Annotated in this window: 12 protein-coding genes; 8 read left to right on the forward strand and 4 right to left on the reverse strand. The window is 65.8% G+C overall.

Annotated features, from left to right (window positions below):
- The first annotated feature begins 10 nt into the window (after positions 1-10).
- The 4 genes from ACW17U_RS13965 (at position 11) to ACW17U_RS13980 (ending at position 3,815) form a co-directional block, all read left to right on the forward strand.
- Positions 11-493, forward strand: a complete 483-nt coding sequence (locus ACW17U_RS13965; protein ID WP_492053218.1) for an SRPBCC family protein — start codon at positions 11-13, stop codon at positions 491-493.
- Between the two features lie 84 nt (positions 494-577).
- Positions 578-1,954, forward strand: coding sequence for an MFS transporter (locus ACW17U_RS13970; RefSeq protein WP_492053220.1), 1,377 nt, complete (start codon positions 578-580; stop codon positions 1,952-1,954).
- A 146-nt stretch (positions 1,955-2,100) separates the two neighbouring features.
- Positions 2,101-3,138, forward strand: a complete 1,038-nt coding sequence (locus tag ACW17U_RS13975) for a phosphoribosyltransferase-like anti-phage protein (RefSeq protein ID WP_492053222.1) — start codon at positions 2,101-2,103, stop codon at positions 3,136-3,138.
- Positions 3,135-3,815, forward strand: coding sequence for an NADAR family anti-phage protein (locus ACW17U_RS13980; RefSeq protein ID WP_492053223.1), 681 nt, complete (start codon positions 3,135-3,137; stop codon positions 3,813-3,815). The genes ACW17U_RS13975 and ACW17U_RS13980 overlap by 4 nt, the downstream gene beginning before the upstream one ends.
- 60 nt (positions 3,816-3,875) lie before the next feature.
- Here ACW17U_RS13980 and ACW17U_RS13985 read toward each other — a convergent pair whose 3' ends face one another.
- Positions 3,876-5,864 carry a methylmalonyl-CoA mutase family protein gene (locus tag ACW17U_RS13985; protein WP_492053225.1) on the reverse strand — a complete coding sequence of 663 codons (1,989 nt, stop codon included), beginning with the start codon at positions 5,862-5,864 and terminating at the stop codon, positions 3,876-3,878.
- Between the two features lie 107 nt (positions 5,865-5,971).
- On the reverse strand, positions 5,972-6,328 hold the full coding sequence (locus tag ACW17U_RS13990) for a MerR family transcriptional regulator (protein WP_492053227.1): 357 nt from the start codon (positions 6,326-6,328) through the stop codon (positions 5,972-5,974).
- Positions 6,329-6,415: 87 nt separating this feature from the next.
- On the opposite strand from ACW17U_RS13990, the gene ACW17U_RS13995 reads away from it, so the two are divergent.
- Positions 6,416-7,705 (forward strand): NADH:flavin oxidoreductase/NADH oxidase family protein, encoded by a 1,290-nt coding sequence (locus ACW17U_RS13995; protein WP_492053229.1) that lies wholly within the window; start codon positions 6,416-6,418, stop codon positions 7,703-7,705.
- A gap of 22 nt (positions 7,706-7,727) precedes the next feature.
- Here the strand turns inward: ACW17U_RS13995 and ACW17U_RS14000 are convergent, their stop codons facing one another.
- Complete coding sequence (locus ACW17U_RS14000; RefSeq protein WP_062143999.1) at positions 7,728-7,970, reverse strand: HP1242/YdcH family protein; 243 nt, start codon at positions 7,968-7,970, stop codon at positions 7,728-7,730.
- Positions 7,971-8,077: 107 nt separating this feature from the next.
- Positions 8,078-8,845, reverse strand: a complete 768-nt coding sequence (locus ACW17U_RS14005; protein WP_492053232.1) for an enoyl-CoA hydratase/isomerase family protein — start codon at positions 8,843-8,845, stop codon at positions 8,078-8,080.
- 230 nt (positions 8,846-9,075) lie between these two features.
- On the opposite strand from ACW17U_RS14005, the gene ccrA reads away from it, so the two are divergent.
- From ccrA to ACW17U_RS14020, 3 genes are all read left to right on the forward strand, one after another.
- On the forward strand, positions 9,076-10,350 hold the full coding sequence (gene ccrA / locus ACW17U_RS14010; protein WP_492053234.1) for a crotonyl-CoA carboxylase/reductase: 1,275 nt from the start codon (positions 9,076-9,078) through the stop codon (positions 10,348-10,350).
- Between the two features lie 283 nt (positions 10,351-10,633).
- Positions 10,634-12,622, forward strand: a complete 1,989-nt coding sequence (locus ACW17U_RS14015; RefSeq protein ID WP_492053236.1) for a cellulase family glycosylhydrolase — start codon at positions 10,634-10,636, stop codon at positions 12,620-12,622.
- Between the two features lie 896 nt (positions 12,623-13,518).
- Positions 13,519-14,994 (forward strand): M20 family peptidase, encoded by a 1,476-nt coding sequence (locus ACW17U_RS14020; protein WP_492053238.1) that lies wholly within the window; start codon positions 13,519-13,521, stop codon positions 14,992-14,994.
- Positions 14,995-15,040: the final 46 nt, after the last annotated feature.

Consider the following 15,040-nt stretch of genomic DNA (forward strand, 5'->3'; position numbering starts at 1 on the left):
GGAGCCGATCATGTCTCTCGACACCGCCAGTTCCGATCACGAGCGCGACCTGGTGCTGACGCGGATCATCGACGTCCCGGCCGACAAGCTGTTCAAGTGCTGGACCAGGTCCGACCTGCTGCCCCAATGGTTCTGCCCGCCGCCCTGGTCTGTTTCCAAGGCGGTGATGGACGTCCGCGCCGGTGGCAACAGCCTGATCACCATGAACGGCCCCAATGGCGAGGTCGTCGACAATCCCGGCGTCTATCTGGAAGTGATCGAGAACGAGAAGCTCGTATTCACCGACGCCTTCACCGAAACCTGGAAGCCGTCCGCCAAGCCGTTCATGACCGGCATCATCACCTTCGAAGACCTGGGCGACGGCAAGACCCGCTATACCGCGATCGCCCGCCACTGGACGGTCGAGGACCGCCAGACCCACGAGCAGATGGGCTTTGCCGAGGGCTGGGGAATTGCCGCCGACCAGATGGCGGCACTGGCGGCGACGCTTTAGGGAAACCGGCCAGACGTTTCATCGCCGCGATCCGGCTCGCCCGGACTTGGCGGGGCCGCTGGAAAAGGGCATCACCCCCAGCCTATGTCCCCGACGGCCGACCGCCCCGCCCTGCTCGACCCCAAGCTGCTGCCGCGCTTTGCCTTGCTGTGTCTGGGCATCTGGCTGAACGCTGCCGACACCCTGGTGACGGCGACCATCATGCCCAGCGTGGCCGAAGAAATCGGCGGCTATCAGTATTTCGGCTGGTCGGTCGCGGCCTTTCTGATGGGCTCCATTGTCGCCGGGGCCTGCAGCGGCAAGCTGTCGATCGCCATGGGTCTGCGGCAAGCCTCCATGCTGGCCGGGATCGCCTATGCGATCGGCTGTGCGATGAGCGCCCTGGCCCCGGAATTCATCACCTTTGTGGTCGGCCGACTGGTGCAGGGCCTGGGGGCCGGCGCGGTCGTGGCCCTGTGCTATGTCGCCATTACCGCCCTGTTCCCGGAAAGCCTGTGGCCGCGCGTTTACGGGGCCGTGGCCGGGGTCTGGGGCGGGGCCACCCTGCTGGGCCCCCTGGTCGGCGGCCTGTTCGCCCAGGCCGGTTTCTGGCGCGGTGCCTTCTGGCTGTTCGTCGCCCAGGCGGTGATCTTCGTCGTCGCTGTGGCAGTCATGCTGCCCTCGGAAAAACGCGGCGAGACGCGCGACCGTATTCCCCGCCTGCAACTGGCCCTGTTGATTGTCGGGGTCAGCCTGATCGGCCTGGCCGGCATCGTCGCCTCCCCCCTCGCCGCCACGGCCTGCGCCCTGCTGGGCCTGACCGGCATGGCCGCCATGCTGGTCGCCAACCGCAGAACCCGCGACCGACTGCTGCCGCGCTCGGTCTCAGACCTGACCACCGCCACCGGCCTTGGCCTGCTGATCATGTTCGCTTGCGAGGCCGCCGCCATCGGCTTCACCGTCTATGGCCCCGCCTTCATCCAGGCCCGCCACGCCGCCTCGCCCCTGATGGCCGGCTATGTCACCGGCGCCATCGCCGCCGGCTGGACGGTCTGCGCCCTGCTGGTCGGAGGACTGCCGGCGGCGCGCGAGGGCGCCGCCATCCGCACGGGCGTCGGAACCCTGCTGGTCGGCGTGGCCTGGGGCGCCTGGGCCGTCACGCGCGGCGGTCTGGTCGAGACGGGCCTGGCCTTCCTGGTGATCGGCTGCGGCTTTGGCCTGAGCTGGGCTTTCCTGGCCCGGCGGGTGATCAACGGCGCGCCGGCCGACGAGCAGGCCCTGGCCTCGGCGGCCGTGCCCACCGTGCAGCTGATCGGCGGCGCGGCCGGCTCGGCGGCGGCCGGGGCCATGGCCAACCTGCTGGGCCTCGGCCACGGCGTCGAGCCGGCCACGGCCTATGCCGTAGGCCCCTGGCTGTTCGGCGCCTTCACGCCCCTGGCCCTGATCGCCTTCGCAGCGGCCTGGCGGCTGGGGCGGCGTTAGAGGCTGATTGCCTCTGGTCGGCGGCCGCGCCGACGTGGAGAATGCGACCAGCGATGCTGTCAACTACCGCACGTGAAAGATTAGGAGCTATTTCAAAAACCCGTAAAGGGCGTATTTGGAAGCTTGGCAAAATGGAGGAACGGCGCATGGCTGAACGGGATGACCTTCTCGCATCTATTGCGTCAACAACGGGCGACTATCGAGAGGGCGACTTGCCCGCACCGAATCCGGAGCATGTTGAACGCTGGATCAACCAATTCGGATCTGAGGTTCAGCTCCCAATTCTGCGCGAGATGGATCACGTCCTCCAGAAAACTTACTTCTCTCGAAAAAATACGCGGAAGTTTCTGGCAGGGCTGTTCCAGACCGAAAAGCTAGTCGGCCAAGACCCATGCGCCTTCTGGAAAGGCGTGAAGTTTCTCGACATTCAGGGCGGCGGTGCAAGCCAGAGGGAGATGCTCGCGCTGTTCAGCAAGGTGCTGGAAAAACAGTGCGGGTTCAAAGTATCCGATTGCGGTGCCAAACCTCAGGCGTTCGTATATCTGGATGACGCCATGTTCACCGGCAATCGTGTGAGGCGCGATCTCGAAACTTGGATCGCCAAAGAAGCTCCAGCCGAGGCCAAAGTCCACATTATCACCATCGCGCAGCATAGCGGCGGCCAGTACTACGCCAATGGTAAAATCAAAGAGGCCGCAAAAAACGCCGGCAAGAACATCGACTTGACATGGTGGCGCAAGATCGAACTTGAGGACCAAAGGAACCATACCACCAGTTCCGACGTCCTAAGGCCCGTTGCAATACCAGACGACGAAGGAGTTAAGGCCTATGTGGCGGGTATGCGTTATCCGCCGAACTTGCGCACCGCAGGCAACGTCGGCGGCAATTATATTTTCTCCAGCGACGCTGGACGCCAGCTGCTGGAAGCTGAGTTCCTAAAGGCGGGAGTGCGCATCCGGAAAATGTGCCCGCAACTCAATCAGTACCAACGCCCGTTGGGCAATATGTTACTTGATACGCTCGGCTTCGGCTCAATGATCGTCACCTTCCGAAACTGCCCGAACAACGCGCCGCTTGCGCTTTGGGCTGGTGATCCTTGGTATCCGTTGTTCCAAAGAACCACCAATAGCGACACGTCCATGAAGCGCTTCATGGCCATGTTGGCGAAGGACGTATTCGAATGAGCCCAGCCAGCCAAGTTCGCACGTATGACCCCTCCGCCAGCGTCGTCTTTTTGAAGACGAACGACTTGTTCGGTGGTCTGTCGAACATGGCGCCTGGCTTTCCGCTACGAGTGAATGGCGTGCGCATCCGTACGTCGGAAGCCCTCTATCAGGCGTGCCGCTTCCCACACATGCCGGACGTGCAGCGTAAGATCATCGATGAGCACAGCCCGATGACGGCGAAGATGCGCAGCAAGCCGTACCGCAAAGACTCGCGGCCAGACTGGGACCTGGTCAGGGTCCAGATCATGCGTTGGTGCCTACGGGTAAAGCTGGCGGACAACTGGCGCGAGTTCGGCCGACTGTTGCTGGCCACAGGAGAGCGCTCCATCGTCGAGCGGTCCCGTAAGGATGACTTTTGGGGCGCGAAGGCTGCCGAAGACGGGTCGCTCGTCGGTATGAATGTGCTGGGGCGCTTGCTGATGGAAATTCGCGAGCAATTGAACGGCAGCGAGGGGGAGAAGCTAAAGCTGATTGAGCCGCTGAACATCCCGGAATTTCTGTTGTTCGGTCAACCAATTGAGGTTGTACAAACCGCACTCAGTGCCGAGATCCCGGCCCCACAGTCTCCACGAACATCCCCGGTTGGCAGCCGAACGCCCCCCCTTAGTGAAGCCCAACCCTCGCTCTTTGAGTAGCGATGAACTTAGCGTCACGGTAGATATCCTGGGTTAGAAGGCCCGGGCTAGGCCGCCCCCTCACACCTCGACCAGCATCGCGCCTTCCACCAGCTTGACGATGTCGCCCATGATGTCGGTGATCTTAAAGTCCTTGGGCGTGTAGATCCGCGCCACGCCCATCTGTTTCAGGATCAGGGCATCGGCGTCGGGGATGATGCCGCCGACCACGACCGGGATGTCGCCCAGACCCTCGGCGCGCATCAGGCGCACGACTTCCTGCACCAGATCCAGATGCGAGCCCGACAGGATGGACAGGCCCACCACGTGGGCGCGGCTTTCCCGGGCGCGGCGGACGATCTCTTCGGGCGTCGAGCGGATGCCGTCATAGACCACCTCCATGCCGACGGCCCGGGCCCTGGTGGCGATCTGCTCGGCACCGTTGGAGTGACCGTCCAGGCCCGGCTTGCCGACCAGATAGGTCAGGGTGCGGCCCAGGACCTCGGACACCCGCTCGACCTCGCGCTTGACCGCTTCGACGTCCTCCGCCTCGCCGGTCGAGACCACGACAGCCACGCCGGTCGGGCCGCGATATTCGCCGAACACCTCGCGCAGGGCCCCGGACCATTCGCCAGTGGTGACGCCGGCCTTGGCGGCAACAATCGAGGGTTCCATGATATTTCGGCCAGACGCAGCGGCGGCCTTGAGGTCCGTCAGGGCCGCCTGGACCGCGCCGTCATCGCGGGCCGCGCGCCAGGCCTTGATGCGCTCGACCACCCCGGCTTCCAAGCGTGGATCAACGGTCTCGATATTGCCTTCGCCCGCCGACAGGGGCGAGGCCTCGGTGTCGGTCCAGCGGTTGACCCCGACCACGGTCATGTCGCCGGTCTCGACCGAGCGGACGCGTTTGGCGTTCGAGGCGACCAGCTCGGTCTTCATGTAGTCGATGGCGTTCTGGGCCCCGCCCATGCCGTCGATCAGGGCCAGCTGCTCAAGCGCGCCCTTGCTCAGTTCGGCAACCTTGGCCTCGACCACGTGGCTGCCCTCGAACAGGTCCTCGTATTCCAGCAGGTCGGTCTCATAGGCCAGCACCTGCTGCAGGCGCAGCGACCACTGCTGGTCGAACGGTCGCGGTAGGCCGAGGGCCTCGTTCCAGGCCGGCAGCTGCAGGGCCCGGCAGCGGGCGTCCTTGCTCAAGGTCACCGCCAGGGCCTCGATGAGGATGCGGTAGACATTGTTCTCGGGCTGCTGCTCGGTCAGGCCCAGGCTATTGACCTGCACCCCATAGCGGAAGCGGCGGGCCTTCTTGTCCTGCACGCCGTAACGCTCCAGCAGGATCTGGTCCCACAACCGGGTGAAGCTGCGCATCTTGCAGAGCTCGGTGACGAACCGCACCCCGGCATTGACGAAAAAGCTGATCCGCGAGGCGACGATCTCGAAGTCCTGCTCGGGCACCTGTCCGCCGGCCCGGACCGTGTCGAGCACCGAAATGGCGGTGGCCAGGGCGAAGGCCAGTTCCTGCTCGGGCGTCGCGCCGGCTTCCTGCAGGTGATAGCTGCAGACGTTCATCGGGTTCCACTTGGGAACCTCCAGATAGCACCAGGCGATCATGTCGCCGATCAGCCGCAAGGACGGGCCCGGCGGGAAGATGTAGGTGCCGCGCGACAGATATTCCTTGATCAGATCGTTCTGCGTCGTGCCCTGCAGCAGCTTGCGATCCGCCCCCTGCTCGTCGGCCAGGGCCACATACATCGCCAGCAGCCAGGCGGCCGGGGCGTTGATGGTCATCGAGGTGTTGGACTGCTCCAGCGGGATCTGGTCGAACAGCTGGCGCATGTCGCCCAGATGGCTGATCGGCACCCCGACCTTGCCGACCTCGCCCCGCGACAGGATGTGGTCGGGGTCGTAGCCGGTCTGGGTCGGCAGGTCGAAGGCCACCGACAGGCCGGTCTGACCCTTGGCCAGGTTGGCGCGATACAGGGCATTGGACTTCTCGGCCGTCGAGTGGCCGGCATAGGTGCGGAAGATCCACGGCGCATCGGGCGCATGCTGATACGGCTTGGCGGACATGGCGGGCTCCCGGCGCTTATCGTTCTTGTTATCGTCGATCATGATCCCGGAATTTTTGCGGCGCAATATCCGTTTCGCGAGTGCGAAATCCGGCCCGGACACCCCCCTCAGGCCGCCGCCTTCTCCTCGCCCCGCTCCAGCGTCGCGATCAGGGCCACCAGCTCGGCCCGCCGGGCCTGGGCGGCGGCGATGTGGGCGTCGACCTCGGCCAGCTTGGTGCGCAGTTTCTCGGGCAGGGCGTCGCAGACCTTGCCCTCCAGGGTCGCATGGCCGGCGATCTCCTTCAGCGAAAAGCCCAGCCTCTGGGCCTGTTCGATGAAGCCCAGGGTGGCGATCAGGCTTTCGGGATAGTCGCGATAGCCGTTCCCGCCGCGTGGCGCGGGCGGCAGGATGCCCTGCTCCTCATAGAACCGGATGCGCGAGGCCGACACGCCGGCGCGCCTGGCGATCTCGCCGATCTTCATTCCACGGGCCTCCGAAAGGGTGCTTGACCTTCAACCTAGCTTGAAGGTGTAGAAGGTGTGACCCGCTGAAACCAAGGTCAAGACCTCATGCTCACCGCCGCCTTCGAGCCCCTTTTCGCGCCCCTGGCGCTGCCGAACGGCGCCGTGCTGCCCAACCGCCTCGCCAAGGCGGCGATGGAAGAGAACCTGGCCGCCGAGGGCCAGCTGCCCGGCAAGGCGCTATGGACCCTGTACCGGCGCTGGGCCCAGGGCGGGGTTGGCCTGCAGATCACCGGCAATGTGATGGTCGATCCTTCGGCCATGACCGGTCCGGGCGGCGTGGTGCTGGATTCCCGCGCCCCGCTGGCTCCGTTCGAGACCTGGGCCCGCGAAGCCAGGTCGGGCGGCGGTCAGGTCTGGATGCAGATCAACCATCCCGGCCGTCAAACCTATGCCGACCTCGGCCAGGGCGCGGTCGCCCCCTCGGCGGTGCCGGTCGACATCGGCAAGTTCTCCAGCCTGCTCGCCCAGCCGCGAGCCCTGACCGCCGACGAGATCACCGCGATCATCGAGCGCTTCGCCGTCACCGCACGCCGGGCCGAGGAGGCCGGCTTCGACGGGGTGCAGATCCACGCCGCCCACGGCTATCTGCTCAGCCAGTTCCTCTCGCCCCTGGTCAATCGCCGCGAAGACGCCTGGGGCGGCTCGCGCGAGAACCGCGCCCAGATGCTGTTCGAAGTGGTCAAGGCCGTGCGGGCCCGCGTCTCGCCGCGCTTTGCCGTGGCCGTGAAGCTGAACTCGGCCGACTTCCAGAAGGGCGGCTTTGACGTCGACGACGCCCGCTGGGTGGTGGAACAGCTGAACGGCATGGCCGTCGACCTCGTCGAGCTGTCCGGCGGCAGCTATGAGAGCCCGGCCATGCAGGGCTCCCCCTCGGACTCCGGCCAGGGCGAGACGAGCCCCAAGAGCTCGACCGCCGCGCGCGAGGCCTATTTCGTCGATTTCGCCCGCGACATCGTCAAGGTCGCCAGTATGCCGATCATGGTGACCGGCGGGGTGTGCCGCCGCGAGGTCGCCCTGGCGGCCCTGGCGGCTGAAGGGGCCTTGCCGGGTGTGCCCGTGGTCGGCATTGCCCGCGCCCTTGCCTTTGCGCCCGACCTGCCCAAGGCCTGGCGCAAGCCCGAGGGCCTGGACGTCACCCTGCCCCAGGTGACCTGGAAAAGCCGCGAGCTGTCCGCCCTGGCCATGATGGCCCTGACCAAGGCGCAGATTAATCGCCTGGCGGCCGGCAAGGCCCCGGCGCGCAGGCTCTCACCGGTCCTGATCCTGGCGGGCCAGCAGATGAAGCAGCGCGCCCAGGGCAAGCGCTATCGCGCCTGGCGGCTCAAGAATCCCTGAACGCGCTGAGGCCGCTGCCCCGTCAGGCCAGCTTGGCCAGGGCCGAGGCGATCTTGTCCTTCAGGTCCAGGCGCTGCTTCTTGAAATCCTCGAGGACGGCGTCGGCCACCGCTTCGATGTTGGTCTCCATGCGGTGCACGGCGCGATTGACCTCGTGATAGCCCTCAACAAGCTTGGCGAAATGATTGTCGGTGGTCTTCAGCGCATGGATGCGGTCGGCGTCCTGGGGAAACTCTTCGTGCAGTTCGTGGGGCGTATGGCTCATGGCTGCGGACCTCAAGGAAGGCATCGCCCGACTTGGCGACAAACCCACCCTGTCCCCGAGCGGGCGGCCCTGACCTTGAGATCGATCAATTGTCGCGCGGTTCCGGCTCAGGCGCGGCGGAACACCGGCGGCCGCTTGGCCATGAAGGCGGCGACCGCCTCGGCATGGTCGGCGCTGGCCACCAGCGCCGCCAGGTCCACTGCCTGACCGGCCACGGCCCGCTTGGCCGCTTCCACCGCCAGGGGCGCACGCGAGGCGATCCGCTCGGCCAGGGCCAGGGCAGCCGGAATCAGCGACCCGGCCGGATGAACCTCGGTGACCAGCCCGTCCGCCAGGGCCCGATCGGCATCGAAGCTTGCGCCGGTCAGCAGATGCGCCTTGGCCCGTGCCTCGCCGATCAGCCGGGGTAGCCGAACCACCGAGGCCATCAGGCCGATGTTCACCCCGGAGGCCGCGAAACTGGCTCCCTCGCTGGCCAGACGAAGGTCGCAGGACAGGGCCAGTTCCAGACCACCGCCCAGGCACCAGCCGTCGATGGCGGCGATGATCGGGACCCGGCAGGCTTCGACCTGGTCCATCAGCTGATTGAAGCCCAGTACCGCCGCAAGCTGGCCCGCACCGCGACCGGCGGCCTCGCGCAGGTCATCGCCCGCACAGAAGACGCCATTGCGTCCGGTCAGGACGGCGGCCCGAACAGAGGGGTCGGCATTGAGGGTCTCCAGGGCGTCGGCGAGACCCCTGCGCAGGGCCATGCCCAGGCCATTGGCCGGGGGACTGTCCAGCTCCAGCAGGATGATGGCGGGGTGGGGACGGGAAACATGCAGGGTCGCGGTCATGGCCGAACCTCGCCGATCCCGGGGAGCTTGAACAGCCATGGACGGCTCCGAACGACACCCATGTTGCGTCGCACAAGATTCCGCTTGCCAGTTTCAAACACTTGTCTCAGCCTAGGCTGCTTCGAGGTCGATTTATCCATCTCGGGGCCAAAAACGACGGGTCCGCGAGGTGTTTTCACCAGTGTGACGGGCCCGCGCGCAGCCGAGTTTAGCTTTCGGACGTTGTTGCGTCGCAACGCGATACGGGACCGGAAGACACGGGGAGTGACATGACGACCACGACGCCAGAACAGTCGCCGCTGAAGGATCTCTACGAGATCGGCGAGATCCCGCCGCCCTTCCATGTGCCCGCCAAGATGTATGCCTGGAGCATCCGCAAGGAGCGCCACGGCAAGCCGACCCAGGCCATGCAGGTCGAGGTGGTCCCCACCTGGGAGATCGGCGAGGACGAGGTGCTGGTGCTCGTGATGGCCGCCGGCGTCAATTACAACGGCGTCTGGGCCGCCCTCGGCGAGCCGATCAGTCCGCTGGATGGCCACAAGCAGCCCTATCACATCGCCGGATCCGACGCCTCGGGCATCGTCTGGGCGGTGGGCAAGAAGGTCAAACGCTGGAAGCTGGGTGACGAGGTGGTCATCCACTGCAATCAGGATGACGGCGACGACGAGGAGTGCAACGGCGGCGACCCGATGTTCTCCACCAGCCAGCGCATCTGGGGCTACGAGACCCCGGACGGCAGTTTCGCCCAGTTCTGCCGGGTGCAGTCGCGCCAGCTGCTGCCGCGTCCCAAGCACCTGACCTGGGAAGAGGCCGCCTGCTACACCCTGACCCTCGCCACCGCCTATCGCATGCTGTTCGGCCACAAGCCGCATGAACTGCGTCCCGGCCAGAACGTGCTGGTCTGGGGAGCCTCGGGCGGGCTCGGCGTCTTCGCCGTGCAGCTGGCCGCCGTGGCCGGGGCCAATGCCATCGGCGTGGTCTCCAGCGAGGACAAGCGCGAGTTCGTGCTGTCGATGGGGGCCAAGGCGGTGCTGAACCGCAACGAGTTCAACTGCTGGGGCCAGCTGCCCAAGGTCAACGGCCCCGAATTCAACGACTACATGAAAGAGAGCCGCAAGTTCGGCAAGGCGATCTGGCAGATCACCGGCAACAAGGACGTCGACATGGTGTTCGAACACCCTGGCGAGGCGACCTTCCCGGTCTCGGTCTTTGTCGTCAAGCGCGGCGGCATGGTCGCCATCTGTGCCGGCACCAGCGGCTTCAACCTGACCATGGACGCCCGCTTCCTGTGGATGCGCCAGAAGCGCGTCCAGGGCAGCCACTTCGCCAATCTGATGCAGGCCAGCGCCGCCAACCAGCTGGTCATCGACCGCCGCGTCGACCCCTGCCTGTCGGAGGTCTTCCCCTGGAACGACATCCCCGCCGCCCACGAGAAGATGCTGGCCAACCAGCACCTGCCGGGGAACATGGGCGTCCTGGTCTGCGCCCAGCGACCGGGGCTGAGGACGTTTGAGGAAGTGCAGGAACTGAGCGGGGCGATCTAGGGGGGCGCGCGCTCTTCGGTCTGTAGGTGAGGTCAGCCTCCGACCCTCATCAGGCCTTCGGGTTGGCCTCGCTGACCGGCTAACCCTGACTCATCCTGGACTTTCGGAAGGCCCGCTCGTGATGTGGTGACGCGGCCAACACAAAGCATCGCCTGACGCCATCCCGCGGCCGTGGTCGCATAGAGTTTATCGCTTGCGATTTGATCTCGGCCAGCCAAGTTGACCTGACAACGCTCGGGGCCAGGCCCCGCGGCCGCTCCTGTTCTGAATAAGAGATCGTGTCATGTTGTCTCGCCTAACCATGCGGGGGTCGCGGTTCGTCGATTCCGATGGCCGCCACGTCCTTTTGCGTGGGGTGAACCTCGGAGGTGACTGCAAGGTGCCGGTCTCGCCGGACGGCCACACCTGGCGTCCGACCGAGTTCAGCGACCATCGCACGGTCAGCTTTGTCGGGCGGCCCTTTCCGCTTGAAGAGGCGGATGCCCACCTGGCGAGGATCGCGGGCTGGGGGTTCAATTGTCTTCGGCTGCTCACGACCTGGGAGGCGATTGAGCATGCCGGTCCGGGCGACTATGACGACGCCTATCTCGACTACTTCGCAGCCGTCTGCGCCAGGGCGGGTGCCCATGGCCTGTATGTCTTCATCGACTTCCACCAGGACGTCTGGAGCCGGATGAGCGGCGGCGACGGCGCGCCGGGCTGGACCTTCGAGGCCGTCGGACTGGACTTTACAAAATTCCACGCCGCAGACGCCGCTCACGTCATGCAGTACCGCTATGACCCGGCTGTCGGCGGTCTCCAGGAAGCCTATCCGCAGATGAGCTGGGCCTCCAACTACCGGATGCCCGCCAATGGCTTCATGTGGACGCTGTTCTTCGGCGGGGAGGCGTTTGCGCCTGACTTCCGGATCGACGGGGTCAATGCCGGGCGCTGGCTCCGGGATCGCTACCTCGGATCGATGCGTGCGGTCGCCGAACGGGTGGCCGATCTGGACCATGTGATCGGCTTCGACACACTCAACGAGCCAGGGTCGGGCTGGATTGGTCGGACGCTTGATGATCCGGGCCGTACGCTCTCGGGTCTGGCGTGGCCACCGCTCGCCGGTCTCGCCGCCGCCTCGGGTCACAGCCAGACCTTGCCTGTCCACAGCTTCGGCAAGGGCGAGACGGGCCGGCGCGAGATCAACCCTAACGGGGTCTCGATCTGGCTGCCGGGCCACGAGGACCCGTTTCGACAGGCTGGCGTGTGGGACATCGACGACGCGGGGCAACCTGTCGCGCTAAGGCCCGACCATTTCGCGGCCCTGGACGGCCGTCAGATCAGCGCCGAGAAGAATTTCATGGCGCCCTTCTTCCGGGAGGTGGCGGAGACTGTCCGGGGCGTGCGGGACGACTGGATGCTGTTCGCAGAGGTCGATCCCTTCGCCGCTTTGAGCGGGACCCATGGGTTTCCGGATGGGCTGCCGGAGCGCACGGTCAACGCCAGTCACTGGTATGATCTCGCCGCCCTGGTCACCAAGCGCTTCGACCCGGAGCGGTCCGTCAATCCGCTGACTGGCCAACCGCTGATCGGGCGACAGGCGATTGAGGACGCTTATGTGAGCCAGCTGTCGCGGCTGAGGGCCCTGGGTGACGCTATTCCGGGCGGCGCGCCAACCCTGATCGGCGAGTTCGGTCTGCCCTTCGATCTGAATCAGCGCGGCGCATACGACCGCTGGGCGGCCGGGGAGCACAGCGAGGCCATCTGGGAAACCCACGTCGAAGCACTGTCGCTGATGTACAATGCGATGGATCGGCTCCTGCTGAGCTCGACACAGTGGAACTACACCGTGTCCAACCGCAATGATGTGGCGATCGGCGACGGTTGGAACCAGGAGGACCTCTCTATCTGGTCATCAGACCAGGTGACAGGCACCCAAGACGGAGGCCGCGGCGTGGCGGGCTTCCGTCGGCCCTATGTGCGCCGAGCCCAGGGCGAGTTGCTGAGCCAATGCTTCAATGCCGTCGAGGGCTGGTTCTCGTTCGAACTCCGGATCGACCCCGCCGTGTCAGGACCGACGGAGGTCTTCCTGCCGCGTGACGTTTTCGGGCCTCAGCCCGCCGTTACCATCGCGGGAGAAAAAGACGTTCTATGCGTCCATGGGAATCAGACGCTCACTCTGGGCTCTGGGTACAATCCAGCATTGCGAACCATTTCAGTTGCCATCTTCAGGCGCAATAGTTCGGATCTTCAGGATGGCAGTCTGGCTGTGTTGAAACCGTTGGGCCGCTGATTGATCGACGACGGAGAGCACCTTGTGCTGGATGTTGCCTTTGCGGGAGTGGCCTTGAGTCCGCTGACAGGCAACTTTGATCATGGTTCGATCCCATGTCCGCTTCCCGCCCCTGACACCTCGCCCTGACCGCTGGCGCGGCCGGTACAGCCAAGCTCCATGATCTTGTCCTATCGGCTGTAGGCAAACAGAGCGCCGGGACCCAGGGGCAACCGCTCTGCGCCGGCCCTGGGTCCCGGCTCGCGCCTTCGGCGCGCCCGGGATGACAAGGGTTTGTGGGGTTAGGGAACGGGGATTAGGGGCGTTCAACCCCCATGCCTTCCGGTACAAAATCCCATTCTTTCAATGCACTAAAGATAAAACGAGCGCGCCAGTCCTCCGCGATGAAACCGCCCGCATAATGATCCCACCTGACAGCACGGGAAGGGCGCTAGGCCGGCGACCGTAGCGGCTCTCAGGGGTGATCGAGCGGGGCCACCGTTCGGGCCAATGCCCGGGCGGCAGGCTTAAGGTGAGGGCGGGTGACGTAAACCCGCCTATCGGAGGACAGCCAAAACCTCCGCCCGTCCGAAGGTTCGTTCCGGGTCCTCCGGAATCGGCGTGGCTGCAGCCCAAAGCTGGGTCCGTCGCGAGGGGGATAGCCCGGATGGGGGTGAAGGGTTGAACAAGACCCGCGCGCCCCGGCCTGAGGGATAACGATCACGCGGAGCGTCTGTCTTCGTCGAAACGGTAACTACAAACACATCATCCGGGCGAGGCCCGGACGCTCCGCGACCCTTCCCATCACCATCGCAGCTTCGGCGCGAGGTCGCTGAAACTTGCCCCCTCCCACAAGGGATTGGCAATCGCCCCGCCCCGTCGCACAGTCTCGAACAAATGTTCGGGGGAGACGCTTAATGGGTATCGCAGGCAAGGCCGGTTTGACGGCCGTGGGACTGGTGCTGGCCGTCGCCGGCGTGGTGGCAGTGCGAACCGCGACCTTCAAGGCCCCGGCGGCCGTGGACCCGGCCAGTGCCAGGCTCGCCGCCGCCCGGCCGCTGGATGTGGCCCGGGCCTCCGCCAATCTGGGTCAGGCCATCCGCTTCCAGACCATCAGCCACCAGGACCGGGCCGACGACCAGCCGGCCGAGTGGGACAAGCTCCACGCCTGGCTGCAGACGACCTACCCCGCCGCCCATGCGGCCATGCAGCGCGAAGTCGTGGCCGAGCACGGCCTGGTCTACACCTGGACCGGATCGAACCCGGCGCTCGCTCCCATCGTGCTGATGGCTCACCAGGACGTGGTGCCGGTCACGCCGGGCAGCGAAGGCTCATGGACCCATCCGCCGTTCGACGGCGTGGTCGCCGACGGCGCGGTCTGGGGCCGGGGCGCGATCGACGACAAGGGCTCGCTGATCACCCTGTTCGAGGCCGTGGAAAGCCTGGCGGCCGGTGGCTTCAAGCCGGTCCGCACCGTGATCATCGTCAGCGGTCATGACGAGGAGGTACGTGGCACCGGCGCCCGGGCCGCCGCGGCGCTCCTGAAATCACGCGGGCTCAAGGCCCATTTCGTGCTGGACGAGGGCATGGTCGTGGTCGAGGACCACCCGGTGACCGGCAAGCCGACCGCCATCATCGGCACGGCGGAAAAGGGCTATGCGACCCTGAAGATCACGGCCCCGGCCGTGGGCGGCCACTCCTCGGCCCCGCCGCCGGAGACCGGGGTCGCCACCCTGGCCCGCGCGGTGCTGGCGATCACCGACAAGCCCTTTCCGATGAAGTTCTCCGGCCCCGGGGCCGACATGCTGAAGTCGATCGCCCCGCACGCCTCGCCGGTGGTCAAGATGGCCGCGGCCAATACCTGGCTGTTCGCGCCTCTTCTGGTGCAGGTGACGGCCAAGACGCCCGCCGGTGCCGCCATGCTGCATACGACGATCGCCCCCACCATGCTGAAGGGATCGCCAAAGGAAAACGTCCTGCCGCAGGACGCCACCGCCTGGATCAATTACCGCATTGCGCCGGGCGACACCTCGGCCAAGGTCATGGTCCGGGCCAAGGACGCCGTCGGCAAGCTGCCGGTCGAAATGGCCTGGACCAAGAAGCCGGAAGAGCCGTCCAGGGTGTCGTCGACCGAGTCGGAGGCCTGGAAGACCCTGGCCGGCCTGGCCGCCGACGAAAGCCGTGCGCCGGTGGTTCCGGGCCTGGTCACCGCCGGCACCGACAGCCGCTATCTCGCGCCGGTGGCCGACGACGTCTATCGCTTCCAGCCCCTGGTCCTGACCATCGACGAGACCAAGATGATCCACGGCACCGACGAACATATCAGCCTGGCCAATGTCGAGCGGATGGTGCGGTTCTATCAGCGGCTGGTCGAAACGGCGGCGACGCGCTAGCCAAGCCCGCCAAAGCGTCGTGAAAAGTCAGCAAACTCGGCTATAA

This window comes from Caulobacter sp. AVps16, assembly GCF_058681455.1.

Excerpts from the sequence above, each read along its gene's own strand:
- ACW17U_RS13965 (WP_492053218.1), top strand. The coding sequence starts at position 11 with ATGTCTCTCGACACCGCCAGTTCCGATCACGAGCGCGACCTGGTGCTG.
- ACW17U_RS13970 (WP_492053220.1), top strand. The coding sequence starts at position 578 with ATGTCCCCGACGGCCGACCGCCCCGCCCTGCTCGACCCCAAGCTGCTG.
- ACW17U_RS13975 (WP_492053222.1), top strand. The coding sequence starts at position 2,101 with ATGGCTGAACGGGATGACCTTCTCGCATCTATTGCGTCAACAACGGGC.
- ACW17U_RS13980 (WP_492053223.1), top strand. The coding sequence starts at position 3,135 with ATGAGCCCAGCCAGCCAAGTTCGCACGTATGACCCCTCCGCCAGCGTC.
- ACW17U_RS13985 (WP_492053225.1), bottom strand. The coding sequence starts at position 5,864 with ATGTCCGCCAAGCCGTATCAGCATGCGCCCGATGCGCCGTGGATCTTC.
- ACW17U_RS13990 (WP_492053227.1), bottom strand. The coding sequence starts at position 6,328 with ATGAAGATCGGCGAGATCGCCAGGCGCGCCGGCGTGTCGGCCTCGCGC.
- ACW17U_RS13995 (WP_492053229.1), top strand. The coding sequence starts at position 6,416 with ATGCTCACCGCCGCCTTCGAGCCCCTTTTCGCGCCCCTGGCGCTGCCG.
- ACW17U_RS14000 (WP_062143999.1), bottom strand. The coding sequence starts at position 7,970 with ATGAGCCATACGCCCCACGAACTGCACGAAGAGTTTCCCCAGGACGCC.
- ACW17U_RS14005 (WP_492053232.1), bottom strand. The coding sequence starts at position 8,845 with ATGGCTGTTCAAGCTCCCCGGGATCGGCGAGGTTCGGCCATGACCGCG.
- ccrA (WP_492053234.1), top strand. The coding sequence starts at position 9,076 with ATGACGACCACGACGCCAGAACAGTCGCCGCTGAAGGATCTCTACGAG.
- ACW17U_RS14015 (WP_492053236.1), top strand. The coding sequence starts at position 10,634 with ATGTTGTCTCGCCTAACCATGCGGGGGTCGCGGTTCGTCGATTCCGAT.
- ACW17U_RS14020 (WP_492053238.1), top strand. The coding sequence starts at position 13,519 with ATGGGTATCGCAGGCAAGGCCGGTTTGACGGCCGTGGGACTGGTGCTG.